Origin of the sequence: Gardnerella sp. KA00718 (genome assembly GCF_049244285.1) — a bacterium.
GTDB lineage: Bacteria > Actinomycetota > Actinomycetes > Actinomycetales > Bifidobacteriaceae > Bifidobacterium > Bifidobacterium vaginale.
Map to the genome: position 1 here is coordinate 885,555 of NZ_CP058370.1, position 25,543 is coordinate 911,097.

23 protein-coding genes and 1 tRNA gene are annotated in these 25,543 nt (G+C 40.3%); 21 read left to right on the forward strand and 3 right to left on the reverse strand.

Translation table 11 applies throughout. The features are described 5' to 3' along the window. Nucleotides 1-48 precede the first annotated feature (48 nt). Together recA and HXT55_RS03530 are read left to right on the forward strand one after the other, a co-directional pair. Complete coding sequence (gene recA / locus HXT55_RS03525; RefSeq protein ID WP_004113623.1) at nt 49-1,203, forward strand: recombinase RecA; 1,155 nt, start codon at nt 49-51, stop codon at nt 1,201-1,203. Nucleotides 1,204-1,289: 86 nt separating this feature from the next. Beyond that, the gene (locus HXT55_RS03530; RefSeq protein WP_004117774.1) at nt 1,290-2,015 is read left to right on the forward strand and encodes a regulatory protein RecX; all 726 of its coding nucleotides are present in this window, start codon (nt 1,290-1,292) and stop codon (nt 2,013-2,015) included. 10 nt (nt 2,016-2,025) lie between these two features. Here HXT55_RS03530 and thrC read toward each other — a convergent pair whose 3' ends face one another. After that, nucleotides 2,026-3,543, reverse strand: a complete 1,518-nt coding sequence (gene thrC / locus HXT55_RS03535; protein WP_415682275.1) for a threonine synthase — start codon at nt 3,541-3,543, stop codon at nt 2,026-2,028. Nucleotides 3,544-3,615: 72 nt separating this feature from the next. On the opposite strand from thrC, the gene HXT55_RS03540 reads away from it, so the two are divergent. The 15 genes from HXT55_RS03540 (at nt 3,616) to HXT55_RS03610 (ending at nt 16,741) form a co-directional block, all read left to right on the forward strand. Further along, complete coding sequence (locus tag HXT55_RS03540) at nt 3,616-4,974, forward strand: glutamate-5-semialdehyde dehydrogenase (protein ID WP_020760378.1); 1,359 nt, start codon at nt 3,616-3,618, stop codon at nt 4,972-4,974. A gap of 49 nt (nt 4,975-5,023) precedes the next feature. After that, nucleotides 5,024-5,599 carry a hypothetical protein gene (locus tag HXT55_RS03545; protein WP_020760379.1) on the forward strand — a complete coding sequence of 192 codons (576 nt, stop codon included), beginning with the start codon at nt 5,024-5,026 and terminating at the stop codon, nt 5,597-5,599. A 49-nt stretch (nt 5,600-5,648) separates the two neighbouring features. Beyond that, nucleotides 5,649-6,485, forward strand: coding sequence for a nicotinate-nucleotide adenylyltransferase (gene nadD, locus HXT55_RS03550; RefSeq protein ID WP_004113635.1), 837 nt, complete (start codon nt 5,649-5,651; stop codon nt 6,483-6,485). Nucleotides 6,486-6,611: 126 nt separating this feature from the next. Next, nucleotides 6,612-7,634: a ribose-phosphate diphosphokinase gene (locus HXT55_RS03555; RefSeq protein WP_032833905.1), complete on the forward strand. Its 1,023-nt coding sequence runs from the start codon at nt 6,612-6,614 to the stop codon at nt 7,632-7,634. 76 nt (nt 7,635-7,710) lie between these two features. Continuing rightward, nucleotides 7,711-7,781: transfer RNA gene (locus HXT55_RS03560), tRNA-Gln, on the forward strand. 106 nt (nt 7,782-7,887) lie between these two features. Continuing rightward, nucleotides 7,888-8,550: a CDP-alcohol phosphatidyltransferase family protein gene (locus HXT55_RS03565; protein ID WP_004113650.1), complete on the forward strand. Its 663-nt coding sequence runs from the start codon at nt 7,888-7,890 to the stop codon at nt 8,548-8,550. Nucleotides 8,551-8,615: 65 nt separating this feature from the next. Further along, complete coding sequence (locus HXT55_RS03570) at nt 8,616-9,374, forward strand: YebC/PmpR family DNA-binding transcriptional regulator (protein WP_004113651.1); 759 nt, start codon at nt 8,616-8,618, stop codon at nt 9,372-9,374. Nucleotides 9,375-9,380: 6 nt separating this feature from the next. Continuing rightward, complete coding sequence (ruvC, locus tag HXT55_RS03575; protein ID WP_004113652.1) at nt 9,381-9,962, forward strand: crossover junction endodeoxyribonuclease RuvC; 582 nt, start codon at nt 9,381-9,383, stop codon at nt 9,960-9,962. 48 nt (nt 9,963-10,010) lie between these two features. Next, complete coding sequence (gene ruvA, locus HXT55_RS03580; protein ID WP_004115031.1) at nt 10,011-10,649, forward strand: Holliday junction branch migration protein RuvA; 639 nt, start codon at nt 10,011-10,013, stop codon at nt 10,647-10,649. A gap of 6 nt (nt 10,650-10,655) precedes the next feature. Continuing rightward, nucleotides 10,656-11,717: a Holliday junction branch migration DNA helicase RuvB gene (gene ruvB / locus HXT55_RS03585; protein WP_004113654.1), complete on the forward strand. Its 1,062-nt coding sequence runs from the start codon at nt 10,656-10,658 to the stop codon at nt 11,715-11,717. Between the two features lie 68 nt (nt 11,718-11,785). Continuing rightward, nucleotides 11,786-12,202: a preprotein translocase subunit YajC gene (gene yajC / locus HXT55_RS03590; RefSeq protein WP_004113655.1), complete on the forward strand. Its 417-nt coding sequence runs from the start codon at nt 11,786-11,788 to the stop codon at nt 12,200-12,202. Nucleotides 12,203-12,220: 18 nt separating this feature from the next. Then, a complete protein-coding gene (locus HXT55_RS03595) occupies nt 12,221-12,802 on the forward strand; it encodes an adenine phosphoribosyltransferase (RefSeq protein WP_004113656.1) in 582 nt (193 codons plus the stop codon). A gap of 133 nt (nt 12,803-12,935) precedes the next feature. Further along, a complete protein-coding gene (locus HXT55_RS03600) occupies nt 12,936-14,531 on the forward strand; it encodes a DUF6350 family protein (RefSeq protein WP_014554569.1) in 1,596 nt (531 codons plus the stop codon). A 73-nt stretch (nt 14,532-14,604) separates the two neighbouring features. Then, nucleotides 14,605-16,245, forward strand: coding sequence for a bifunctional phosphoribosylaminoimidazolecarboxamide formyltransferase/IMP cyclohydrolase (purH, locus tag HXT55_RS03605; RefSeq protein WP_373271524.1), 1,641 nt, complete (start codon nt 14,605-14,607; stop codon nt 16,243-16,245). Nucleotides 16,246-16,351: 106 nt separating this feature from the next. Then, the gene (locus tag HXT55_RS03610; protein ID WP_004113661.1) at nt 16,352-16,741 is read left to right on the forward strand and encodes a DUF3017 domain-containing protein; all 390 of its coding nucleotides are present in this window, start codon (nt 16,352-16,354) and stop codon (nt 16,739-16,741) included. Between the two features lie 27 nt (nt 16,742-16,768). Here the strand turns inward: HXT55_RS03610 and HXT55_RS03615 are convergent, their stop codons facing one another. Continuing rightward, the gene (locus tag HXT55_RS03615) at nt 16,769-17,755 is read right to left on the reverse strand and encodes an MIP/aquaporin family protein (RefSeq protein ID WP_013399605.1); all 987 of its coding nucleotides are present in this window, start codon (nt 17,753-17,755) and stop codon (nt 16,769-16,771) included. 199 nt (nt 17,756-17,954) lie between these two features. On the opposite strand from HXT55_RS03615, the gene HXT55_RS03620 reads away from it, so the two are divergent. The 4 genes from HXT55_RS03620 to HXT55_RS03635 all read left to right on the forward strand — a co-directional run bounded on the left by HXT55_RS03620 (nt 17,955) and on the right by HXT55_RS03635 (nt 24,991). Next, complete coding sequence (locus HXT55_RS03620) at nt 17,955-18,728, forward strand: pseudouridine synthase (RefSeq protein ID WP_004113665.1); 774 nt, start codon at nt 17,955-17,957, stop codon at nt 18,726-18,728. After that, on the forward strand, nt 18,725-20,929 hold the full coding sequence (der, locus tag HXT55_RS03625) for a bifunctional cytidylate kinase/GTPase Der (RefSeq protein WP_009994715.1): 2,205 nt from the start codon (nt 18,725-18,727) through the stop codon (nt 20,927-20,929). Before HXT55_RS03620 ends, der begins: the two co-directional genes overlap by 4 nt. Before the next feature lie 65 nt (nt 20,930-20,994). Further along, nucleotides 20,995-23,523 carry a DEAD/DEAH box helicase gene (locus tag HXT55_RS03630; protein WP_064623079.1) on the forward strand — a complete coding sequence of 843 codons (2,529 nt, stop codon included), beginning with the start codon at nt 20,995-20,997 and terminating at the stop codon, nt 23,521-23,523. Between the two features lie 94 nt (nt 23,524-23,617). Beyond that, nucleotides 23,618-24,991, forward strand: a complete 1,374-nt coding sequence (locus HXT55_RS03635) for a replication-associated recombination protein A (protein WP_421792493.1) — start codon at nt 23,618-23,620, stop codon at nt 24,989-24,991. Between the two features lie 77 nt (nt 24,992-25,068). Here HXT55_RS03635 and HXT55_RS03640 read toward each other — a convergent pair whose 3' ends face one another. Further along, a complete protein-coding gene (locus tag HXT55_RS03640; protein WP_004111562.1) occupies nt 25,069-25,374 on the reverse strand; it encodes a YhbY family RNA-binding protein in 306 nt (101 codons plus the stop codon). Between the last annotated feature and the right edge of the window lie 169 nt (nt 25,375-25,543).

Consider the following 25,543-nt stretch of genomic DNA (forward strand, 5'->3'; position numbering starts at 1 on the left):
TTGCATTAACGTCAATCAATACATCGGCATGCGAAAGGAGTAGCAGATATGGCACAACAAGCAAAAAAAGGTGCAGTGGATCGTCTTATTGATGCCGACAAGGCAGATCCTCGTAGAAAAGCAGCGTTGGAAACAGCTCTTGCCAATGTTGAAAAACAATATGGTAAAGGTTCCGCAATGCGATTGGGTGATAAGCCACTACAAGACGTGGAGGTTATCCCTACTGGCTCAATAGCTCTAGATATGGCTCTAGGGATTGGTGGCGTTCCTCGTGGGCGTATTGTGGAAGTTTATGGTCCTGAATCTTCTGGTAAAACAACATTAGCTTTGCATATTGTTGCTAATGCTCAAAAGAATGGTGGTATTGCTGCATTTATTGATGCTGAGCATGCTTTAGATCCAGTTTATGCGCGTAAATTGGGTGTTGACACAGATTCTCTTATTGTTTCTCAGCCAGATAATGGTGAACAAGCATTAGAGATTGCCGACATGCTAATTCGTTCTGGTGCTTTAGATGTTATAGTAGTTGATTCTGTAGCAGCTCTTGTTCCAAAAGCGGAAATTGATGGAGACATGGGAGATAGCCATGTTGGTTTACAAGCGCGCTTAATGAGCCAAGCTTTAAGAAAAATGACTGGTGCATTGTCTCAAGCTGGAACGACAGCAATATTTATTAATCAGCTTCGTGAAAAAATTGGTGTATTCTTCGGTAATCCAGAAACAACTACTGGTGGTAAAGCTCTTAAATTCTATTCATCTGTTCGAATGGATATTAGACGAGTTTCTACTATCAAAAATGGTGAAGAGGCTGTTGGAAATCGTACTAAGGTAAAGATTGTAAAGAATAAAATGGCTCCGCCTTTTAAAACAGCAGAGTTTGATGTTCTTTACGGAGAAGGAATATCAACTGAAGGTTCTGTAATCGATATGGCTGTACAGTGCGATGTTATTAAAAAATCTGGTTCTTGGTTCACTTATGAAGGTGAACAACTTGGGCAAGGTAGGGAGAACGTTCGCCAATTCCTTAAAGATAATCCTGCTATTACAGAAGAGATTAGCGATAAAGTAAAAGTAGCGTTTGGGCTAATGAAGCCAGAAGATCAATTCGTTGAGGTAGAAGATGAAGATGACAATTCTCAGTCAGTATCATCTTCAAGTGCTGATAGTAAAACAAACACTTCAAAAGGCAGTGATGTCAAATAAAACTATATTAAATAAAATTATTAAAACAAAGTTGAGTTTAGCTGATTCACATCATATTGGCTGAGATTCAGTGAAAAGAATAGAAGATGATTAGTGTAGAGAGTTTTCTTCGCAATCATAAACCTGTTGATTCTTATTATTCTGCAGAAAATGAGTGTGAAAAAGCAGAAGAATCTGAAGTTAATGGTTGTGATTTAACAACAGTTGGCGTTAGTGATGCTTATGATAAGTCATTTGATAGCTTAGATAATAATCATGAAGATTATTGTGAAGAAAACTCTTCTTACGCTTTTAAGAAGTATAATTCATTTAATAGTAGAAAAGCTGCTAAAAAAGTAGATGTCAAAAAAGCCTCTGATTTCGACGATTGTAGAGAATCTGCTTTACGAATGCTAGATTATTCAGCTAGATCTTCCGATGATTTAAAGAATAGGCTCATAAATAAGGGTTACAAAGAGAATATTGTTGAATCCGTAATAATTCGTTTGGAAGAATTACATTTGGTTGACGATAAACAATATGCTAGATCCGTTATACGCTCATGTGTATCTAGATTGTTGGGAGAACGTGCGACTCGCATTGAGCTACAAAAAAAGGGCGTTTCTTCCACTGTGGCCTGTTCAACATTGCAAGAAGCTAGAGAAGACGGTGTTTTTGAAGAAGCTGCATGGGAATTAGGCAGAAAATTATCGTTAAAACTTAAAAGCCTAGACGATAATGTAAAAAGACGTAGATTCTTTTCTGCAGGAGCTAGAAAAGGTCATGATTTAAACACACTAAACGAAGTATATTATGCTTTGTTTAAGTCTTAAACCAAAATCTTTAGCAAATTTCGTTAGCGCACTTAAGAACATAATCTGGCATATCTTCGATGTTAATAACATCGTTGAATCTAGCTGTTTTATTTTTAAGTTCGCTAAGCATTTTAGGAGCGTTTGTAGAAGTTTTGCTTTCTAACAAATCCATGCAAGCAAAATCATCTAATCCTTCAACATTTAAGCCTAAAGATTCGCAAACAACCCTAGGGAACTTATACGGGCTTGCTGTGCTCAAAAGAACACGCGGAACATTAGAATCATGAGGAATATGATTCATAACAAAGTATCCGCAAGCAGTATGTGGATCAATAACATAATTATGCTTATTCCAGCATTCTTGTATGGAATCGCGAATTTGATCCTCGTTTGCCCAGCCGCAACCAAAAAGTTTCCTAATTTTAGAAAGAACATTATCTGGTATTTCAAAGGCGCCCCATTGTTGTAAATCATTCATAAGCATTTGCAACAGTCGTGTATCTTTATCGCACATGTAGTAAAGCATGCGTTCTAAATTAGAAGAAACAAGAATATCCATAGACGGTGCAATTGTTTGGTTAAATGGTCGAATCTTGTTATATGTTCCACTGACCAAAAAGTCAAACAAAACATTGTTGCTGTTGCTCGCTACGATTAAGTGTTTTACAGGAAGACCAAGAATTTTCGCGTAATATCCAGCAAGAATATTTCCAAAATTGCCAGTAGGGACACAAAATTCCACTTCATTACCAAGTTCAATAACGCCTTGTTCAACAAGCTTAGAATAAGCGTAGAAGTAGTAAACAACTTGAGGAATAAGTCTTCCAATATTAATCGAATTAGCAGAAGAAAGCAGTGCGTGATTATTGTTTTCAACCGTTTCATTAATTGAATTGTTAGTAAATATTTGTTTAACGCCGCTTTGCGCATCGTCAAAATTTCCTCTAACAGCGCATACTTTTACGTTATTTCCACTTTGAGTTGTCATTTGCAATTCTTGAATTTTACTTACTTTACCTTCTGGGTAAAAAGTGACCATAGAAGTGCCTTCAATATCCGCAAACCCAGCTAACGCAGCTTTTCCTGTATCTCCCGAAGTGGCGGTAAGAATCATAACATTTTTATTAGAATCAGATACATTTTTTGTGTGACTAATGAATTGCGGCAAAATCTGCAAAGCAACATCTTTAAAAGCACATGTAGGACCGTGGAAAAGCTCTAGAACAAAATCATTATTATTTCCAAGAGTCTTTAGAGGAGTAATTTCACTATCTTCCCACTGACTTCCATAAGCATTTTCAACGCACTCATCAAGCTCACTAGACGTAAAATCTGGAAGGAGAATTTGAAGAACGTCTTTAGCAATCTGTTTATAAGTTTTCCCAGAAAGATTAGAAATATCATAACGAGTTTCACCAAGGCAATCCGTAACAAACAAGCCACCATCATCTGCTATTCCTCTACGAATAGCTTGCTTCGATGTATAGGTTTTAGAGTTTGACCTAGTGCTGTGAAACATAACTGTATTCGTAGTGTTTTCTGCCATGATTCCTCCATTCGTGCTAATTGGTATACATGTTACCTGAAGAGGTGGAGCCTAAGTACTGCTATTGCTAATATGTTCAATATGATTAATCTTGATACAAAGTTAGATGAAACGCATAGTAATGCACAAAACAATATGTCTAAAGATTATGGGGACTCTATAGATTCTATTGTTTTTTCTAGAGCGGATGCTTCGCGAATAGTACAGCGTGAATTTGCTAAAGCTAATACCAATTTTAAAAATAATCTTCTAAATGCTATTGCTGATTCTATTGAAAATAATGCAGAATTTATTGAAGAAGCAAATAAGCAAGACTTAGAAAAAGCTCAAAAAAATGGTATGGATGCTGGAAAACTAGACAGACTTAAATTTGATGAAGAAAGAATATTCCAATCTGCAAAAAGTATTAGAAAAATAGCGCAATTACAAGATCCTGTTGGAGAAGTTGTTCGTGGATACACGCTAGAAAATGGTCTTAGGCTTTCTCAAGTAAGAGTGCCAATAGGCGTAATGGGAATTATTTACGAAGCTAGACCAAATGTGACTGTTGACGTTGCATCTTTGTGCATAAAATCTTCAAATGCTGTAATTTTAAGAGGCGGTAGTGCAGCTGAGCGCACGAACTATGCGACAATTTCTGTAATCAAGCAAGTATTAAAAGATTTTGGTGTAAGTGGAAATCTTATAGAATCTGTTGATGATCTTGGAAGAAGTGGAGCAACGTCAATGATGCATGCTCATGGTCATATTGATGTTCTTGTTCCTAGAGGAAGTGCAAATCTAATCGCTGCAGTTGTTAAAGAGTCAACAGTTCCAGTTATAGAAACTGGAGCTGGAAATGTTCATATTTACGTGGATAAAACAGCAGATTTTGAAAAAGCGATACAAATTATTGTAAATGCAAAAACTCAAAGAGTTGGAGTTTGTAATGCTGCAGAAAAATTGCTTGTAAATCAAGATATTGCTAAAGATTTTCTGCCAAGAATTGCAGGCGAGTTAGCTAAACATAATGTTTTGATTCATGCTGATGAAAAATCCTACAATATTCTATTCGATTCAAATATCAATGGTTTGCAGTTAGAACATGCAAATGATGATGATTGGAATCGTGAATATTTGTCTTTGCAAATAGGAGTAAAGATTGTAAAAGATGTTGAGGATGCTGCGAATCATATTACAAAGTATTCAACGGGGCATACTGAGACGATTATTGCTGAAGATTATTTAACAATCAATAATTTTGTGTCATCTGTAGACTCAGCTGTTGTTATGGTAAATGCTTCAACAAGATTTACGGATGGCGGCGAATTTGGTTTTGGAGCTGAGCTTGGCATTTCCACTCAAAAATTACATGCCAGGGGTCCGATGGGTTTGAGAGAAATGACAACCACAAAGTGGATTGGTTATGGAGATGGTCAAATAAGAGCTTGATGTTATAAATTGTGACAGATAATAAGGTATTAAGAGTAAGGTTATGAGTATGCCAAATACACAGGAATCAACTAAATCAGATATTGTATACGCGAAAAGCGAATCATATGGTGTGTCTGATTTCAATGTTTTAGATGCTTTAGATATTTCCGCTGAGCGTTTATCCATAGTTCGCTATGTGTTTTTAGTGCAAATTGAAGATGGTATTGCGTCTGCATCTCAAAGATCTTCTCTTGAATATGCTGATGCAATATTAATGGGTTGGCCAGATAGGGATAATCGTACTGTTTTCAAGCCTCAGGATAATGCTGCTTTAGATGAGATTAATAAGAATTTGAGAAAAATGGAAGATAATATATCTCAATTCAGTAATCTTGAGCGTTGCGGTGAAGTAGATAATATGGCAGATATTCTTATTAAGATTACAGAATCTGTTGCAAAGATTAGAAGTATTTTCCAGCCTGATTTTCCTCTTCCAACATTTGAGGAGATTAAACGGGTTGTTCAAGATGAGTGGAATGAGGAAATGGGCAATATTAATCCTGATAAGGCGAACGTTGCCTCTAGCGTTATCGGTGAAGCTAAGGCAGATGATGCTGCTGATTTGCTTGATGGTGCAAAATAATCATGATGCTTGATTTTGTGTATTTTGAACAAAATGTGGAAATGAATTAATGCAAAATAATCTAAACAACTCTAAAGTTGATTCCCAAAATAGTATTAAGTCAGAAGTAAAAGATTTTTCTGAAGAGCGCAGAATGTCTGACTTGTTCCAAGGGTCTTTTAATGGCACTGAGGCTGCGCCGCCTGTTGTGGCAGGTGTTGTTAAACACCGTCAATCTGCTAGAGGTAATGTTCATCAGCGCCAACGAATAGGGATCATGGGCGGCACTTTTGACCCTATTCACAACGGCCACTTGGTAGCAGCTTCTGAAGTTGCATGGGTTTATGATCTAGACGAAGTTATTTTTGTTCCTACAGGAAAGCCTGTTTTTAAACTTGATAAGAAGGTTACTAACGCAGAAGATCGATATTTGATGACTGTGATTGCAACTGCTTCTAATCCCAAGTTCACAGTTTCCAGAGTGGATATTGATAGACCAGGTGTTACTTATACAATTGATACGCTTCGCGATATTCGATCTCAGCATCCAGATGCTGAACTTTTCTTTATTACAGGCGCGGATGCTATTGCGGAGATTATGCAATGGAAAGATGCTAGAGAACTGTGGAATTTGGCTAGATTTGTGGCTGTTACTCGTCCTGGGTATTCTAGTCCAGAAAAGTTTACTCAAATTGAGGCTCATGTGTATTCAGCGGATTCTTGTGACGATATGATTAATTGTCACAGTCATCGTTTCCCAGTTGACATTTTGGAAATCCCAGCACTAGCAATTTCTTCTACTGATGTTCGTAAGCGAGCTGAGCACGGGGAGCCTGTATGGTATTTGGTTCCAGATGGAGTTGTTCAATACATTGTTAAGCATGGTTTATACAGACGCGATTTGTGATTATTTGGAATCTTTTGCAATGATTTGTTGTGTATGAAACGGCTTAATGATTATAGTCTGCGCAAATAGATAGTATTAATCACAGTCCGTTTTTTGTGGGCTGTTAGTGAACTAGCGTTTGGAGATATGGTGAGCATCGTCCTTGAAGGAAAGCCAGATAAAAACCTTGTTCTCGTAACTGGTCGCGCGCATCCGAAGCTTGCTCGAGATGTTGCAAATCAGCTTGGTATAGAAGTATTGGAAACAACAGCATATGATTTTGCCAATGGCGAGATGTATGTTCGTTACACTCAGTCTGTGCGAGGAACAGACGTGTTTGTGTTGCAAAGTCATAGTGACCCTGTTAACAAGTCCATTATGGAACAGTTAATTATGATCGACGCATTAAAGCGCGCGTCTGCTCGTTCTATTACCGCTGTGTGCCCGTTGCTTGGATATTCTAGACAAGATAAAAAGCATCGCGGTCGTGAGCCTATTTCTTGCCGCTTGATGTTTGATTTGCTTAAAACAGCAGGCGCAGATCGAATCATGAGCGTTGACTTGCATGCGGCACAATCGCAAGGATTCTTCGATGGTCCTGTAGACCATTTGATTGCTATGCCAGTGCTGGTTGATTACGTTCGAGATCGTTTCAGCGAAGATTTAGGAAACGTTACCGTTGTTTCGCCAGACGCAGGTCGAATCCGAGTTGCAGAACAGTGGGCGCAACGTTTAGGCGGAGGTCCATTGGCTTTTGTTCATAAGACTAGAGATATTACTCGTCCAAATCAGGCTGTAGCAAATCGTGTTGTTGGTGATGTTGCTGGGCGTGATTGTGTTATGGTTGATGATTTAATTGACACTGCTGGAACAATTGCAGGCGCTTGTAATGTTCTTAAGGACGCTGGTGCAAAGTCTGTTACGGTTGTTGCAACTCACGGAGTGCTTTCTGGTCCTGCAGTTGAACGTTTAAAGAATTGCGGAGCTAGGGAAGTGGTGTTAACGGATACTGTTCCAATTCCAGAAGAAAAGCGTTGGGATGGGTTAACTGTTCTTTCAATTGCCCCACTTTTGGCAAGTGCTATTAAAGCTGTGTTTGAAGATGGGTCTGTTGCAAAGCTGTTTGACACTTATCCAGAGCATCATGGCAAGGGGTTCTTCTTTGCATAAATCCTATTTCGCCACGCCAAACTTGACGATGTCAATTGTTATGGCATAATAGTGACTTGGCGGTTTTTTCCGCCGTTCCCTCATGGTGTAATGGCAGCACACGGGTCTTTGGAACCCTTTGTCTTGGTTCGAATCCAGGTGAGGGAGCTAGAAATTGCGCCGCTTAATTTTAAGCGGCGTTTTTTATTAACATAGTTTGTTGATAGTGTGTGTATGAGTAGCTTGTTTAATCTAGGAAGGCGTTTTATTAGATATGTTGGAATCTTTAAGAGGTGGATTCAAGCGTGTTATTGCGCCTATTGCTAAGCTGCTTGTAAAATTTGGCTGTACAGCAAATGGCATTACTGTTTTCGGTACTTTGGCTGTTGTAGTAACCTCAATTTTTGTTTCTATGACTGGCTGGCTTTTATTCGGTACAATTTTGCTTACGATTTTTGTCCTTGCAGATGCTTTGGATGGTTCAGTCGCTGCTTTAACTAATCAAAATGGTGGAACGAAATTTGGTGCGTTTTTGGATTCTACTTTAGATAGAATCGCTGATTGGTCTCTATTTTTGTGTGTTTGTATTTGCTTATATCGTGCTAAAAATATCAACATATGTTTATATTTGCCAGAATATGTTAATGGTTTTATAAAATATTGCGGATTGCTTTGTTCGCTAATAGCAATTATGGCTGCTTTTGTAACGTCATATGCTAGAGCAAGAGGTGAGTCCGTTGGGGTGGAAGCTAAAAAAGGTTTGATTACTAGAGCAGACAGAGTGGCTATTATATTGATTTCAATGGGATTAAGTGGATTAACTGACTGGCTTTTATGGCTTAGTTTAGCCATGTTTATCCTTTGTATTGGTGGTATCATAACCGTTATACAGAGGATTTTTGAAGTTAAAAATTTGCTTAAAAATACTAGCGCATGACGATTTGTCGCTAAAGAGCATTAAAATCATCACGTTTACGTAACCGTACACTTTTTAGGAGTATCATGTCAGGTCATTCCAAGTGGGCGACCACAAAGCATAAGAAAGCCGCTATTGACGCTAAGCGCGGCAAGCTTTTCGCCAAGCTTATTAAGAATATTGAAATCGCTGCTCGTCTTGGTGGTGGAGACCCTGATGGTAACCCAACTTTATACGATGCAATCGTTAAGGCTAAAAAAGCTTCTATGCCAGCAGATAATATTAAGCGCGCTGTTAAGCGTGGTTCTGGTGAAGAAGCAGGCGGCGCAAACTACGAAGAGATTGTTTACGAAGGCTATGCTCCAGCAGGTGTTGGATTGATTATTGAGTGCCTTACTGATAATCGCAACCGCGCTGCAGCAGACGTTCGCTCCACTCTTACAAAGGGCAATGGTTCTTTGGCTACAAGCGGTTCTGTTAGCTTCAACTTTGAGCGTAAGGGCTTGATTGAGGTTCCTAGCGAAGGCGTTGACTATAGCAAGCTTTTTGATATTGCTGCAGAAGCTGGCGCTGAAGATGTTGCTGACGACGGTGATGTGTATTCCGTATACACTGATTCTAGCGATTTGGTAACTGTTCGTAAGGCTTTGCAAGATGCTGGTTTCGACTATGATTCCGCAGAAATCGTTATGCATCCAAACAATGAGGTTGAATTGAGCTTTGAAGATGCTCAGAAAGTGTCTCGTTTGATTGACAATCTCGACGATTTGGACGATGTTCAGAATATTTACAGCAACTGGACTGCTTCAGATGAGGTTATGGCTCAGCTTGAGGAAGCAGAATAGTTTCCTATGATGATTTTGGGCGTTGATCCCGGGCTTACTCGCTGCGGGGTCGGCGTGATTGAAGCCGGCGTTTCTCGTCGGCTTTCTTTTATTCACGTCGATGTATTAAGAAGTGATCCTAAGACTTCTCAAGATTTAAGATTGCTCGAAATTTACAATGGACTGGTGGAGAAAATCGAAAGGTTTTCGCCAGATACTATTTCGATTGAGCGTGTTTTTGCTCAAGAAAATCGAAACACTGTTCTTGGTACTGCTCAAGTTGCAGGTGTTGCAATGTTGGCTGCTGCTCAGAGAGGTATTCCTGTAGCTTTGCATACTCCTACAGAGGTTAAACTCGCTGTTGCTGGAAATGGAAAGGCGGATAAAACTCAGGTAGAGCGCATGGTTGCGCGTCTTTTAAATCTTAATGTTTTACCGACTCCTGCAGATGCAGCTGATGCCTTGGCTCAAGCGATTTGTCACGCGCTTCGCCCAGCAGGGGCTTTGCAAGGAGGAGAGCGAGAGCAACATTTAACTGAGGCTCAACGAAAGTGGGCTGCTTCTTTGCGTTCTGCTAGCAGACATTCTTCTGTCGGACGTGACATGTAGTATGTTTTATAGAACAGATGTTCTATTTATCTAGAAAGGTGAGCGCTGATGATTGGTATGCTTAGCGGCGTTATTGAATCAGTTGATTCTCGATGTGCGCTTATCTGTGTTAGTGGTGTTGGCTATGAAGTTTATATGCCATCGTCTGATTTGGCTGCGCTGCATGAAGGTCAAGATGTTAAGGTTTATACGTCTTTACAAGTAAGTCAAGATGCTGTTACTTTGTATGGTTTTACAAGTATGCCTGCCAAGCGTATTTTTCTTCAAATTCAGCAGAAAGTTAGTGGTGTTGGTCCTAAAGTTGCTCTTTCTTTACTTTCCACTTTAAATGTGAATCGTTTATTGCAGGCTATTGCAGATGGCGATATCACCGCATTGTCTTCTGCTCCAGGATTAGGTAAAAAGGGTGCTCAAAAAATTGTTCTTGAACTTAAAGGTTCTATTGACGTATCTCAATTAAATGAAGATGATACTTCTAAAGATTCAAAATCTTATAAAAAGGAATTTGATGAATCTGGCATCAGCAAGGTTGTCGATGGACTTATGTCTTTAGGGTGGAAGCAGTCAGATGCTCAAAGAGCGGTTGAAAACGTGTGTAATAGTGAAAAAATTGCTCTGCCAATCAGTGATTCAGATATGCCTAATGTTTTGCGTATGGCATTGGCAGCGTTAGATAGAGGCAGGTGATGATTCATGAGTTTGGATGAAGGAATCGACGTACAAGCTTTAAATACTGGCGTATCCGAAGATTCATTAAGAATTGTTTCATCATCTCCTATAGGAAATGAACAGATTAGCGATGAAGAATTAAGACCTCATGCTCTAGATGGATTTATTGGACAGCCTCTTTTAAAGGCGCAGTTACAACTTTTTTTGGATGCTGCAAGATTGCGTGATGTTCCTCCAGATCACATGTTGCTTGCAGGTCCTCCTGGGCTTGGAAAAACAACATTAGCAATGATTGTTGCTAATGAGTTAGGCGTATCTATTAGAGTTACGTCTGGTCCTGCTATTCAACATGCTGGTGATTTAGCATCAATTTTGAGTTCTCTTGATACTGGTGAAGTACTGTTTATTGATGAGATTCATCGTTTGCCTCGAGCTGCAGAAGAGTTGCTTTATATAGCTATGGAAGATTTCCGAGTTGATGTTATGGTTGGCAAAGGACCAGGGGCGTCTTCTATACCTCTTACATTGCCGCATTTTACTGTGGTTGGTGCTACTACGCGCGAAGGTATGCTTCCTTCTCCGCTTAGAGCACGTTTTGGTTTTACGGCTCACTTGGATTTTTATCCTCACGATGAGTTGGAAAAACTGATTGAACGTTCATCTGTTCTTCTTGGTGTTCATCTTGTTGATCAAGCAGCTAAAGAACTTGCTATTCGTTCCAGAGGAACTCCTAGAATCGCAAATCGACTGTTAAGACGCGTACGTGATTGGGCAGTTGTGCATAATCTTAAAGATGTAAATCGCGAGTCTGTAATAGAAGCCTTATCGTTGTATCAGATTGATACTCAAGGTCTTGACCGTCTAGATATTGCGGTTTTGAAAGCTATTGTGAATCAATTTAATGGTGGTCCAGTTGGGCTTAATAATTTGGCTGCAATGGTTGGAGAAGAGGCAGAAACTGTAGAAACCGTTTGTGAGCCGTATTTAGTGCGTGAAGGGTTTCTTATTAGGACTCCTAAAGGTCGTGTTGCCACTGAAAAAGCTTGGCAACACTTAGGTCTTAAAGCGCCTGATAATGTCAGATAGATAACATAAAATAAGTGTTTTGGGCGGTGTTTTGTCCGTCTCAGGGTTGGATACATAAGGAGTTTATTGTGCCCCAATTTGTTAGCCAGTATGGCATGCTTATTGTACTCGTGATTGCCATGGTTGGTATCATGTGGTTCCAATCTCGTAATATGAAAAAGCGTCAAAATGAGTTGAAGTCCTTCCATGATTCTTTGAAACCAGGCGTTGAAGTTATAACAATTGGTGGAATTATCGGTAAGGTCGTCGTAGTTGATTCTGATCACGAAGAGATTGTTCTAGATTCAGAAGGTAGTTTACTTCGAGTGTCTTTCAGAGCTGTGAATAGAGTTTATGTTCGTGTAGATTTCAACAGCTATGACAAAGACGATGAAGCTGATAACTCGGAAGATGTTGATGCATCTGATAAAGATGAATCTCAAGAATCGAGCGAAACTGAGCAGATTCAAGAATCCAGCGAAACTGGTGAAGTCAAAGAAAACTGAGATAAGAACAATAAGATTATGACAACAACTGATATTACAGTAAAATCTTTGAAGAATGTTAGTGATGAGGATGTTAAATATTTAGCATCTCTTATTAGAACAATTCCAGGGTTTCCAAATCCAAAGATTGTTTTCCGCGATTTTCTTCCTGTTTTTGCTGATAATCGTGGTATGCGAATTCTTATTGATTCATTAGTAGATTCGTTGCCAGTTTCTCAAGATTCGTTTGATTTAGTTGCTGGACTTGAGGCTCGTGGATTTTTGTTTGGTCCAGCTTTGGCTGCTCGACTCAATAAAGGTTTTGTTGCCGTAAGAAAAGCAGGTAAATTGCCTCCCGAAGTCATAAGCGAGTCATATTCTCTCGAATATGGGGAAGCTAAGATAGAGATTGAGAAAGATCTTATAAAGCCTGGTCAGCGTGTTCTTATTGTTGACGATTTAATTGCTACAGGAGGAACTGCAAAAGCTGCTGCGCGACTTGTTGAAAGGTCGCAGGGCACTGTTGCTGGATTCTGCTTTGTAATGGAGTTAACAGGAATTAGCGGAATGAATGAGTTGCAATCTTATAAATGCTCTAGTTTAATGACGATGCCTGCATAAAAGTGGTGTATGAGTAGTAGCTTGTGTTGTACTTGGGCAGCTACATTTATTCATATATTGTTTTTAGGTGTAATCATAAAAAATCGAACAACTTAGATCTAACTTCAAGCGGCTAATAAGGGAGGATGATGTTATGAAAAAACTGAAGTCTTCTCTTATTAGCATTTTGAAGGGGATATCTATACCCGCTATTGCGACTTTGATTTTTGCAATAGTTGTTGGATTATTCATGTCACTAACCCTTCTTGTTATTTCTATAGAAGAAGGAACTGGTAATCTTTCCGATTCATCAATGTCGATGACATGGGCTGCTCTTCTTTTTGCGCAAGGAGTTGGTCTAGGCTTTGATGATTTTATTCTTACAGTTATTCCACTTGGTTTGACTTCGCTTATAATTACAATGCTTGCGATTCTGATGAGAAAACTAAAAGGTGGATCGCTAGTAAATTGTATTGGTTTATTTGTTTGGGTTTTCATCACTGGAGTTATATCTCAAAATACTAATATTGAGTTATTGGATTCGTTACCAGTCATATTGTTAAAAAGCTTTTGTGTATATGCTTTTGCACAGTTAATAGCTGTTTTCCCATACAGCTCATTGTTTGTATTAATCAAAAATAATATAACAAAAAATGTTCCTGAACATATATTAAAACGCATAAAAATTTGCCTTTATTCAACCGTAATCGTGTTGTCAATTTATGCAATTATTGCATTATCAACGATTATCTTTTGGTCCATTGTTGGAGCAAGTAATGTTGAGATAGTTTTTTCAAAGTTAGGAATGCAATTAGGTTCAAGAATTTTAACCACAATTGCATGTCTGGTATGGCTTCCAAATGTTGCATTATGGGCATTATCATGGATTTCAGGTTCAGGATTTGCTATAGGATCAGTTGCTAATTTCACAATTTATGCAGTTAATCGTAAGTCTTTGCCTCCTGTTCCATTCTTTGCCATATTCCCAGACTCTATAGGTGATTCACTTTATAGGCTTCTTGTCAATGGTATTGTTTTTGCCTTATGTGGCGTATTTGCGTTATTTGTGATTTTATATTCTAAGTCTTGTAATATTCGTTTGCATTTCGATAAAGATAAACTTGATTGGAAGTCTACCGTTATTGCTTTTGTGGAATCAGCTGTAGTTTTGGTATCAACTTGCATATTAGTAATACTCGTTATGAGTATACTATTCTTGTTCGCAAACGGTGATTTAGGTAAATATCGTTTATCCAATGTTGGTGTAAATGTAAGTAGAAGTGTTCGTGCTTTAGGTCATTTAACAGTATTTGGTTTTGGGTTGGCCTGGATTCTCGTTATATTTGTGTGCGCAATAATAATTTCTATTCGTGCGTTAAGTTCTAAAATTTTTGAGAAATATGATTCCATTAAGCCGTCGAATTTTAATATATTTTCCAAAAAGTTATCTGAAAATATTAGTGAAAAGTCAAAAGAAAATCAGAACATAAAATCGCAATCAAAACCAGTTGAACAGTCATGTGAAACGTCAGTAATAACTCCTAAAGAAAACAATATGTCTGAAAAGTCTGCTGATTATATGTCTTCAAAAAAAGAAAAAACGCGTTCATCTTGTTCAATTAGTCAAAATGAAACAGATAATATAAGTCAGCCGCGAAGCGTTAAATCCACTAAAAAACAACCTTTGCTTGAGAACAAAACTGATACTAGAAAACCTAGAACAGTTAGTTCGAAAGTCAATAAAAAATAATCCTCGTCCAACATCAAGGAGGAAGACCACCGTGCAACAGATACACGCGCAAGAATCAAGTGCAGATGTGCTGATAACCACAGGTAAAAGGTCAATCAAGCGAGTACTTGTATCAGTATTTTGCAAAGAAGGGCTAGAAACTCTGGCAGACGCTTTTAAAAAGTGCGGAACTCAGGTTGTTTCAACAGGTTCAACAGCTGCAAAACTCCAAGAATTAGGTGTAAAGGTTACGGAAGTATCTGATATAACAGGTTTCCCAGAAAGCTTAGATGGTAGGGTTAAGACGCTCGATCCACATATTCACGCTGGGATTTTAGCAGATATGAGCAATCCTGATCATGTAAAGCAGCTTAAAGAGTTAAATATTGAGCCATTTGATGCTGTTGTAGTGAATTTGTATCCGTTTGTAAACACTGTTATGAGCGGTGGAAGCGAAGCTCAGATTATTGAGAAAATCGATATTGGTGGACCATCTATGGTTCGCGCTGCCGCGAAAAATCATAAATCTGTGGCTGTTATTACAGACCCTGCAGATTATAATATTCTTGCCCAAAGAGTGTTATCTGGAGAAGGTTTTAGCCTAGAAGAACGCGAATACTTGGCGCATAAAGCATTTGAACATACGGCTTCTTACGATGCTGCAATATGCCAGTGGACAAGTGAAGTTTGGTCAATTCCAGAAAGTATGAAGACCAAGTCTGAGGAAGACGCAAATTCAGTTGATAAAACAAGTGAGGATTTGATTCTTCCAACTGATTATACGCGTACGTGGAAGTTAAATCGCAAGCTTAGATATGGTGAAAATCCACATCAGCAGGCGGGGCTTTATCTTGACCCATTGCATAAGGGAGGTTTAGCTCAAGCTGAACTTCTTGGTGGAAAGCCGATGAGCTACAACAATTATGTTGATGCGGATGCGGCTTGGCGTGCAGTATGGGATTTTGCCCCACAAATCGCTGTTGCAGTATGCAAGCATAATAATCCTTGCGGCTTAGCAATAGGTGCAACTGCAGCTATTGCTCATAAGAAAGCTCACGCTTGCGATCCTGTAAGTGCTTACGGCGGTGTGATTGCTTGCAATTCAACTGTTACACTAGAAATGGCTGAAAGTGTTCGACCAATTTTCACAGAGGTAATTGTTGCTCCAGATTATGAGCCTGAGGCTTTGGAGTTATTGCGCACTAAGAAGAAGAATTTGCGAATCTTAAAGGTTGCAAATCCTCCAGTTTTGGGCTTGCAGGTGCATCCTATTGATGGTGGCGCATTGGTACAAAGCGCAGATAAGATTGATGATTTTGGCGATAATCCTCAAAATTGGACTCTTGTATCTGGAGAAGCTGCAGATACTGATACTTTGAAAGACTTAGAGTTTGCATGGCGCTCGCTTCGTTGCGTAAAGTCTAACGCAATTCTACTTGCACACGATAATGCTACTGTTGGCATTGGCATGGGGCAGGTTAATCGCGTGGATTCTTGCCACTTGGCTGTTGAGCGTGCTAATACTCTTGCTGATGGTGTTGAGCGTGCTCGTGGAGCTGTTGCGGCTTCGGATGCATTCTTCCCATTTGCTGATGGTCCGCAAATCCTTATTGACGCAGGTGTGCGAGCAATTGTGCAGCCAGGAGGGTCAATTAGAGATGAGGAAGTGTTTGAAGCTGCGCGTGCGGCTGGAGTAACAATGTACACTACTGGTACAAGGCACTTCTTCCACTAAATAGTATTTGACTGAATAATAAAATATTTATTAATTTTTTAATTAATACAAGTATTCTATAAAAAGGACCTTGGATTGTATTTTCGTATACTTTCCAAGGTCTTTTATGTATTATACAAGTATGACAATTAATGATCGGTATGAAAAACAAGACGATGTATCAAAAATTCAAAAGAACATTTTAAATGTAAATGAATCTGAATTAGCAAAAAAATCAAACCATATATACGTTTCTGAAGTCAAAGAAGGAAAACCGTATGCGCAATGGATTGTGGCAGCAATAGTATGCGTAAGCGCAGTATTGGCGTTTATGGGTAAAACAATGGCTGCCACGGTAATAATTGCCGCAACAGCCATTGTTCTTGGAATCATACGCTTAATATTTACTCAAAAAAGTCCATGGAAGGTTAGATCTGTAGCCTTCGATTCTTTCATAAGCATTTCGCTAGGAATTGGACTATTGATAACGTATTTTTCAATTTTTTTCTTAATGTAGAATCCGATAGATTTAATTCACGAAATTCTATTTATCATCTCTGTTAAAAGGATTAAATGGAACATTATCGTTTCCAGTAGAATCCAAAGTCGTAGAAGGGGTTACTGAAGACTCTGTGTTAACAGGAGGTTCTGGAACTACAGGAACAGTATTCTGTAGAACAGGAGAAGTTTGATTTGAGCAATCAGCAGCAACAGGATTCTGATTATTTGAAGAAGAAGTTGCAAGCTTGCAAATAAGCATGACAAATCCTACGAGCGCAGCGGCAAAAACAGGTGCAATCCAAAATACCCAAAGTTGACTCAATGGTGAGACAGATAACTTTTGCGATTGAGCAAGAATAGCAATGCCAGTAGAACGGGCAGGGTTTAAACCAGCTCCAGTAATTTGATAAGTAATGAAAGCTCCAGCGGCATAAGCAATGCCCATGTGAGTAGAATATCCGCATTTTGTGCTGCCGTTGTCATTCATGTACGTCATGGCTGTTGCAACAATAACAAGAACTGCAATAATTTCAACAACAAGAGCAGTAATAACGCCAAAAGATGCATTAACACTCTTAAGTTGGTTTGCAGAAATGGAAGCATTTTCAAAACCATTAACAACAGGAGCAAACCAAGTGTGAGCTGGAACCATCTTTGTTTGTGGCAGAACAAAAACAGTTACTCCAGCTGCAGCGATAGCTCCAAGAACCTGAGCAATAATGTATAAAATTCCAGAAATATAAGGAGTTCTGCCAGTAAGCATAGATGCGATAGTTATAGCAGGATTTACATGTCCGCCAGAAAACTTAGATGCAATACCAATAGCAGCAGCATAAGCAATGCCAGTTCCTACTGCAATCATAAGAACATTTACGCCATACATTGCAGTAACAATAGATGAGAACATGTAGATAGTGAACATTGCAAAAGCGCTTGCAATGAATTCTGCTCCTACTCTAAAAATGAGCGGAGTTCTAAGTGCAGAAGATTGTTTAGAAACAGAGCAATCTGCATTTGAAGTGTAGTTCATAACAATTCCTTACGTTAATTGTGTACACCGCTATGCTGGTTTTTATTATTTACAGCACAACCAAACGTTTGCTATAGTATCACGGCTATGCCATACGCTAACATAGAAAAACGTGGTAATTTCCTGTATTTATTGCAGAATATGAAAATTTGCTACTAATTTATTAAAAGAATACGAATAAGGTCACGTTGGGAGAACGATGCCAAACGCATATTCCCGCGCCAATCAGGCGCAACAAGAATCCAAAAACGCTGTTCGACTGCAAAAGCTACTTGCTGAAGCGGGATTTGGTTCACGCCGAAAGTGTGAAGAAATAATCTTAGATGGGCGTGTTGAAGTAGATGATGAGCTTGTAACAACACTCGGAACTCGAGTAGATCCAAGTAAACAAAAAATACGCGTAGACGGATCGAGAGTGAAATTTAATCACAAGCTTGTAACGCTCGCGCTTAATAAGCCTAAAAGAGTTTTGAGCGCAATGGATGATCCAAAAGGTCGCTTCACTTTAAGAGACATTGTTGGAGATAAGTACGAGCGAATTTTCCACATGGGACGCTTGGACTACGATTCTGAAGGTCTTATTTTAATGACCAACGATGGTGAGTTAAGCCAGCATGTTATGCATCCAAAGTATGAAGTTGAGAAAACGTATATTGCAACTGTTGAAGGCAAGATCAACGGAATGGTTTGCCGCAGGCTAGTTTCGCAAGGCGTAAATCTGGAAGACGGCTGGATTAAGCTCGATCGCTGTGCAATAATCGACCAAAATCACGATGCAACAATCGTAAAAGTTGTTTTACACTCTGGCAAAAATCGCATTGTGCGCAGGATTTTTGGAGCCGTAGGATATCCTGTAAAGCGTCTTGTGCGTACTCAAATTGGGCCTATTAAGTTAGGGGACTTAAAAGCTGGATCGTATCGAGTGCTTTCTCAAACAGAAGTGCGCTCGCTTTCTAAGGAGGTTGGCCTGTGATTTGCGTAGCAATTGATGGACCAGCAGGAGTAGGTAAATCTTCTACTTCTCGTGCTTTAGCGCAATACTATGGTTTTGCGTATTTAGATACGGGGGCAATGTATCGAGCTGCTGCTTGGTGGTGCTTGAAGCAAGGTATTGATTTAAGCAAGCAGCTTGAGTTGGATGAAGAAGGAAATTCAACGAATTCTGCAGATGCAAAACGCTTGAATCAAATTGTTGAAGCTGTTGGAGCATTGTTTACGGAAGATCATGCTGAATTTAGTGTTGATCCAAAAAATCCTGTAGTCGTAATTGATAGTGAAGATATTAGCGAAGAATTGCGTTCCAGCGAAGTTTCTTCGCACGTGTCTACGGTTTCTTCGATTCCTGCAGTTCGACGCATGCTTATTGCTGCTCAGCGCGCGTATATTGCTTCAGAGTCTAGTGAAGATTCTTTCTCAGGCGGAGAGGGAATAGTTGCAGAAGGCCGCGATATTACTACTGTTGTGGCTCCAAATGCTCAAGTTCGAGTGCTTCTTACTGCTCGTGAGGAAGTGCGTCAAGCTCGCAGAAATAAGCAGGATATTGAGCAAGAAAATTTGCAAAATAATGAATCTAAGAATAATGAATCTGAAGAAGACGATATTCGCGCTCGTGATGCTAAAGATGCTAAAGTTACGAATTTTCTTAAAGCTGCAGACGGTGTTACAACTCTAGATAATTCTGATTTAACTTTTGAGCAGACTCTTGACGCGCTTGTAGAGATTGTTGACGATGCAATTGAGCAAGATGAGTACGACCGTTATGCTGCAAATCTTGAAGGCTACGATCTTGATGATGAAGATCGTGCGCTTCTTAGCGGTGATTTTGCAAGCGATGATGAATCGAAAGATACAAAAGCTGTTGGAGTAATCGCCGTTATAGGTCGACCAAACGTTGGAAAATCAACGCTTGTAAATCGTATTTTGGGCCATCGTGTCGCTGTTGTAGAAGATACTCCAGGTGTTACTAGAGATCGCGTAAGTTACGACGCTGAGTGGGCTGGAACCAACTTCAAGCTGGTTGACACTGGCGGCTGGGAAGCAGATGTTGAAGGCATTGATTCTTCTATTGCTCAACAGGCGCAAGTGGCAGTGCGTTTAAGCGATGCTGTGATTTTCCTAGTAGATGGTCAAGTTGGTTTAACTGCTACAGACGAGCGTATTGTTTCAATGCTTCGCGCTGCAGGTAAGCCTATTACTTTGGCAGTTAACAAGGTTGACGACGCTAGAAGCGAGTATTTAACTGCAGAGTTTTGGAAGCTCGGAATGGGTGAGCCTTACGGAATTTCTGCAATGCATGGCAGAGGCGTTGGAGATTTGCTTGACGCGGCTCTTAACTCTTTGAAGAAAGCGAATAAAACTTCAGGATTCTTGACTCCAGAAGGACTTCGCAGAGTTGCTTTAGTTGGGCGTCCAAATGTTGGTAAGTCTTCGCTTTTGAACCATTTAGCTCATGAAGAACGTTCTGTTGTAAACGATTTGGCTGGAACTACTCGAGATCCTGTTGATGAGGTTGTGCGAGTTGATGGAGAAGACTGGCTGTTTATTGACACTGCTGGTATTAAGCGCAGGCAGCATAAGCTTACTGGTGCTGAATACTATTCTTCACTTCGTACGCAAGCTGCGATTGAGCGTTCTGAACTTGCTTTGATTCTTTTCGATTCTTCCCAGCCGATTGCAGAGCAGGATTTGAAAGTTATGAGCCAGGCTGTAGACGCGGGTCGAGCAATCGTACTTGTGTTTAACAAGTGGGACTTGATGGACGAATTTTCCAGACAGCGCATGGAACGCTTGTGGAAAACTGAGTTTGAGCGCGTAACTTGGGCTGAGCGCGTTAATCTCTCCGCAAAAACAGGATGGCATACGAATCGTCTTGCGCGCGCTATGCGAACAGCTTTAGACAGCTGGGATAAGCGCATTCCTACAGGCAAGCTCAACGCTTTCTTAGGTCGTATTCAGTCTGCTCATCCGCATCCTTTGCGAGGCGGAAAGCAAGCGAGAATCTTGTTTGCTACTCAGGCTTCTACGCGCCCACCGCGTTTCGTGATATTCGCAACAGGCTTCTTAGAGCACGGTTACCGTCGCTTTATTGAGCGTTCTCTTCGAGAAGAGTTTGGATTTGAGGGAACTCCTATTCAAATCTCTGTAAAAGTACGAGATAAGAAGAAGCGCAAGTAAAATCGCAAGTAAATAAATTTGCGATTAAAGTCACGAGTAAAGCTTAAGTAAAGTAGGAGCGGAATATGGCTGGTCTGGGCGAGTTAGCTTTTGATTTGCATCATGCTAGCGAAGACGAGATTTTTCAAGCATTTGTTGATTGGGTTAAAGATAACAAGCATGTAGATTTGTGGCCGCATCAAGAAGAATCTGTTATGGATTTGCTTGCAGGAGACCATGTTATCTTAAATACTCCAACCGGTTCTGGAAAATCTCTAGTAGCGCTCGGCATGCATTTTGCAGCGCTCGCTACCGGCAGACGCTCCTACTATACTGCGCCAATTAAAGCTCTTGTTTCCGAAAAATTCTTCGATTTAGTTGCGATTTTTGGGCGCGACAACGTTGGCATGATTACAGGAGATTCGCATATTAACGCGGACGCTCCAATAATCTGCTGCACTGCAGAAATCTTAGCAAATCAAGCCTTACGCGAAGGCGCAAACGCTGAAGTCGATTGCGTTGCAATGGACGAATTCCACTACTATGGTGATCCAGAGCGCGGATGGGCTTGGCAAGTTCCGTTACTTACACTTCCAAATACGCAATTCTTACTTATGAGCGCAACTCTTGGAGACGTAACGGATATTGCGGAACGTTTAGAAAAATCAACAAAACGTAGTGTTGATATTATTGCTAATGCGCCAAGACCAATCCCACTCGAATACGAGTACACAGATAAGCCGCTTGCAACAACTGTAGAACTCTTATTTAACAAGGGTTTAACGCCAATCTATGTAGTTCATTTTTCGCAAGATGCAGCTCTAGAAACAGCTCAAGCGCTTGCAAGCACGGGGGTTTCTAGCAAAGATCAGCGAGACAAAATTGCTCAAGCTATTAAAGGCACTAAATTTACTACAGGTTTCGGCAAAATTTTGCAAAGGCTACTGCGCACGGGTGTAGGCGTACACCATGCTGGTATGCTTCCGCGCTACCGTAGGCTTGTCGAACAGTTAGCTCAGCAAGGATTGCTGCCCGTTATTTGTGGCACAGACACTCTCGGAGTTGGTATTAACGTGCCAATTCACTCGGTTGTTCTTACAGCTCTTACAAAATTTGATGGGAATCGTAGTAGAAAGCTTCGTGCTCGCGAGTTTCATCAAATTGCAGGACGTGCAGGCAGAATGGGATTCGATACTGAGGGCTTAGTAGTTGCAGAGGCTCCAGAGTTCGAGATTGAGAATGCGCGCGCTGTTGCAAAAGCTGGAAATGATCCTAAGAAGCTTAAAAAAGTTAAGCGTAAGAAAGCTCCAGAAGGCTTTGTAGTTTGGGGCGAGCCAACGTTTACTAAGCTTATTGAAAGCGCTCCAGAAACTTTGAATCCTCACATGGTTGTAACGCACTCAATGATTTTGAACGAAGTTACGCAAGGTGGGGATGCTAGAGCACGCGTTGAAAAACTTATTGAAGATAGTGCGCAAAAGCCGCAAGATAAAGAGAAATTGCTCGAGCGTTGCAACGATATTTTCCAAACTTTGCTCGATACTCAAGTGATTGAATGCAGAGAGCTTTCGGATGGTTCTTGTGATTATGATCTTGATGTTGCTATGCCAGAGGGTTTTGCGCTAGATCAGCCGCTTTCTCCATTCTTACTCGCAGCTTTGGAACTTCTAGACCCAGAATCTCCAAGCTATGCGCTTGACGTAATTTCTATGGTTGAAGCAACTTTAGATGACCCTAAGCCTGTGCTTCGCGCACAAGAGCGTAAGGCTCGCGATGCTGCAATGGCTGGCATGAAGGATGATGGCATTGATTACGAGGAGCGCATGGAACGCTTAGTGGAAGTTAGCTACCCTAAGCCTCTTGAAGATTTGCTTGAGCCTGCTTTTGCGCAATATCGCAAAGATGTTCCGTGGGCAAACGACTACTGGATTAAGCCTAAATCTGTGCTTCGAGACATGGTCGAAACAGCGTCCGATTTTACTGGCTATATTTCGCGCTATGGCATTGCTAGAAGTGAAGGAACGCTTCTTCGTTACCTTTCGGACGCTTATCGTTCGCTTGCTCGCACTGTGCCAGAAGACATGCTTAACGAAGAATTGTGTGATATTATTTCGTGGCTTCGTCTTGTTGTGCGATCTATTGATTCAAGTCTTGTTGACGAGTGGGAGAGTGCAGGAGGATCGGACGCTGAAGCTAGTGCTGTAACTATGGCTGCGCCTGGAACTTCTGAGTCTGTTGTTGAGGATCGTCGTGGACTTATTGTGTTGATTAGAAACGCAATGTTCCGTCGCGTGCAGCTTATGGATTTGGAAGATGCGGATACTTTAGGAGAGCTTGACAAGGCTTGGGGTTACGGCGTTCACGAGTGGAATGATGTGCTTGACGACTATTACGATGAGCACGAGTATGTTGGTATCGATGCCAAGGCTAGAAGTGGCGACTTGTTTATTTTGGATGATTCGCTTGAGAAGAGTGAACATTCGTGGAAAGTTCGGCAAATTATTGACGATTCGGACGGAGACCATAATTGGGCTATTACTGGTGTTGTTGATTTGGATTCCACACAAGATACAGGCGAAGTTGTGTTCTTTGACTACAGAGTGTCGCACGTGTGATTCTTAAAAATGTGCTAACAGAGCACAGAAGGTAAAACACAGAATGCAGAATGCAATCGAACGTTTGTTCTATATGTAGTGTAAGCTGGTATTCATGGAGAAAGATTTATTTTCCGCAAGTAGTGCACCTAGCGATGTTACGCGTCCGTTGGCAGTGCGTATGCGCCCAAGCAGTATTGAAGATGTGTTGGGGCAGTCGCATGCGCTAAAAGAAGGTTCGCCTTTGCGCAGGCTTGCAAATCCACAATCTAAAGGTTCTCTTACTGCTCCAAGTTCTGTTGTGTTGTTTGGACCTCCAGGAGTTGGTAAAACTACGCTTGCTTATATTGTGGCTAAACAGTCTGGTCGCGTGTTTGAAGAGCTTTCTGCTGTAACTTCTGGAGTTAAAGATGTTCGAGCTGTGTTAGATCGAGCACATGAGCGTTTAGTTAGTAAAGGTCAAGAAACAGTTCTGTTTATTGACGAAGTTCATCGTTTTTCTAAATCACAGCAAGATGCTTTGCTTCCAAGCGTAGAAAATCGCGACGTAACTTTTATTGGAGCTACTACCGAAAACCCAAGTTTTTCAATCATTAAGCCACTACTTAGCAGATCAGTAGTTGTTAAACTTGAGTCTCTTAGTGTAGAAGATTTGCACACTCTGATAGAACGCGCAATTTCTAGCGAAAATGGTCTTAATAATCAGCTTAAAATCGACGAAGACGCAATAGATTCAATTATTCGTTTAAGCGGGGGAGATGCTCGCAAAACTCTTACTATTCTAGAAGCGGCAGCAGGAGCAGTAACAGGAGATGTTGCGTTGCAGCATGGTAAAAATAAGCCTGTAATTACTGCTGATATAGTTTCTAACGTAATGGATACTACTACAGTTCGCTATGACAAAGATGGCGATGACCATTACGATGTTATTTCTGCTTTTATTAAATCAATGCGCGGAAGTGATGTTGACGCTTCTTTGCATTATTTAGCGCGAATGCTTAGAGCTGGTGAAGACCCGCGTTTTATTGCAAGGCGAATTATGATTGCTGCTGCCGAAGAAGTTGGTATGGCGGCTCCACAAATTTTACAAGTAACTGTTGCTGCAGCTCAAGCAGTTGCTCTAATTGGCATGCCAGAAGCGCGGATTATTCTTTCGGAAGCTGTGATTGCTGTAGCAACTGCTCCAAAATCAAACGCAAGCTACAACGCTATTAATAAGGCTTTGCAAGATGTTGATGCTGTAAATATTGGTCAAGTGCCTCTTCATCTGCGTAACGCGCCAACTGCTTTGATGAAAAGTTGGGGCAATCACGACGGTTACAAGTATGCTCACGATTATCCGGGTGCTGTTGCATCTCAGCAATATATGCCAGACGAGCTAGTTGGTCGCGAATATTATCACCCAAATAATCGCGGCTACGAGCACGAGATTTCGCAACGTTTATCTCAAATCCGCAATATTCTCCACAAATCTGCTGACAATAACTAAAGTCAATAATTAAAAGGCTTCTTACAATTCTAAGAAGCCTTTTAATACAGTATTACTATTTTTTTTTTAAGAGAGTTTTATTCACGAACAAGCATAATGTGGTCAATATCTTCGCGATTTGAAACGCGGAATAACACAAAACGGTTGCCAATTACTTGCACGACTTCTGCACCAAGATGTTCTGCGAGTTCTTCAGCAGCTTCTTTAGCACTTAATCCAGAGCCATCTTGTACAGCACACTTCATAAGCTCATGAGATTGCATTGTTTCGTCTGCTTGCTTAACAGCAGCATCGCTAATATCGTTTTTTCCAACGTAAAGCAATGGGCTTAAAGTGTTAGCGAGCGCGCGCAATTGCTTAATCTGCTTTTTAGTTAATGCCATTATTTTCCTTCCAAATCGCGTTCAACATGCGTAAAACGCTAAAACGTCAATTTTTAAAACATTAAAACATTAAAACACTAAAACGTCAAAACGCTATATTGTTAAACGCAATTATCGACAACCAACTATCGACTATTGATCATCTACTTGTAACGCTTAAATTTTCAAT

Coding starts and splice junctions, on each gene's coding strand:
- thrC (WP_415682275.1), bottom strand. CDS start 3,543: ATGGCAGAAAACACTACGAATACAGTTATGTTTCACAGCACTAGGTCA.
- recA (WP_004113623.1), top strand. CDS start 49: ATGGCACAACAAGCAAAAAAAGGTGCAGTGGATCGTCTTATTGATGCC.
- HXT55_RS03540 (WP_020760378.1), top strand. CDS start 3,616: ATGTTCAATATGATTAATCTTGATACAAAGTTAGATGAAACGCATAGT.
- ruvA (WP_004115031.1), top strand. CDS start 10,011: ATGATTGGTATGCTTAGCGGCGTTATTGAATCAGTTGATTCTCGATGT.
- HXT55_RS03640 (WP_004111562.1), bottom strand. CDS start 25,374: ATGGCATTAACTAAAAAGCAGATTAAGCAATTGCGCGCGCTCGCTAAC.
- HXT55_RS03620 (WP_004113665.1), top strand. CDS start 17,955: ATGCCAAACGCATATTCCCGCGCCAATCAGGCGCAACAAGAATCCAAA.
- HXT55_RS03600 (WP_014554569.1), top strand. CDS start 12,936: ATGAAAAAACTGAAGTCTTCTCTTATTAGCATTTTGAAGGGGATATCT.
- HXT55_RS03565 (WP_004113650.1), top strand. CDS start 7,888: ATGTTGGAATCTTTAAGAGGTGGATTCAAGCGTGTTATTGCGCCTATT.
- HXT55_RS03615 (WP_013399605.1), bottom strand. CDS start 17,755: ATGAACTACACTTCAAATGCAGATTGCTCTGTTTCTAAACAATCTTCT.
- ruvB (WP_004113654.1), top strand. CDS start 10,656: ATGAGTTTGGATGAAGGAATCGACGTACAAGCTTTAAATACTGGCGTA.
- HXT55_RS03570 (WP_004113651.1), top strand. CDS start 8,616: ATGTCAGGTCATTCCAAGTGGGCGACCACAAAGCATAAGAAAGCCGCT.
- HXT55_RS03555 (WP_032833905.1), top strand. CDS start 6,612: ATGGTGAGCATCGTCCTTGAAGGAAAGCCAGATAAAAACCTTGTTCTC.
- nadD (WP_004113635.1), top strand. CDS start 5,649: ATGCAAAATAATCTAAACAACTCTAAAGTTGATTCCCAAAATAGTATT.
- HXT55_RS03610 (WP_004113661.1), top strand. CDS start 16,352: ATGTATTATACAAGTATGACAATTAATGATCGGTATGAAAAACAAGAC.
- HXT55_RS03530 (WP_004117774.1), top strand. CDS start 1,290: ATGATTAGTGTAGAGAGTTTTCTTCGCAATCATAAACCTGTTGATTCT.
- HXT55_RS03595 (WP_004113656.1), top strand. CDS start 12,221: ATGACAACAACTGATATTACAGTAAAATCTTTGAAGAATGTTAGTGAT.
- HXT55_RS03635 (WP_421792493.1), top strand. CDS start 23,618: ATGGAGAAAGATTTATTTTCCGCAAGTAGTGCACCTAGCGATGTTACG.
- HXT55_RS03630 (WP_064623079.1), top strand. CDS start 20,995: ATGGCTGGTCTGGGCGAGTTAGCTTTTGATTTGCATCATGCTAGCGAA.
- HXT55_RS03545 (WP_020760379.1), top strand. CDS start 5,024: ATGCCAAATACACAGGAATCAACTAAATCAGATATTGTATACGCGAAA.
- ruvC (WP_004113652.1), top strand. CDS start 9,381: ATGATGATTTTGGGCGTTGATCCCGGGCTTACTCGCTGCGGGGTCGGC.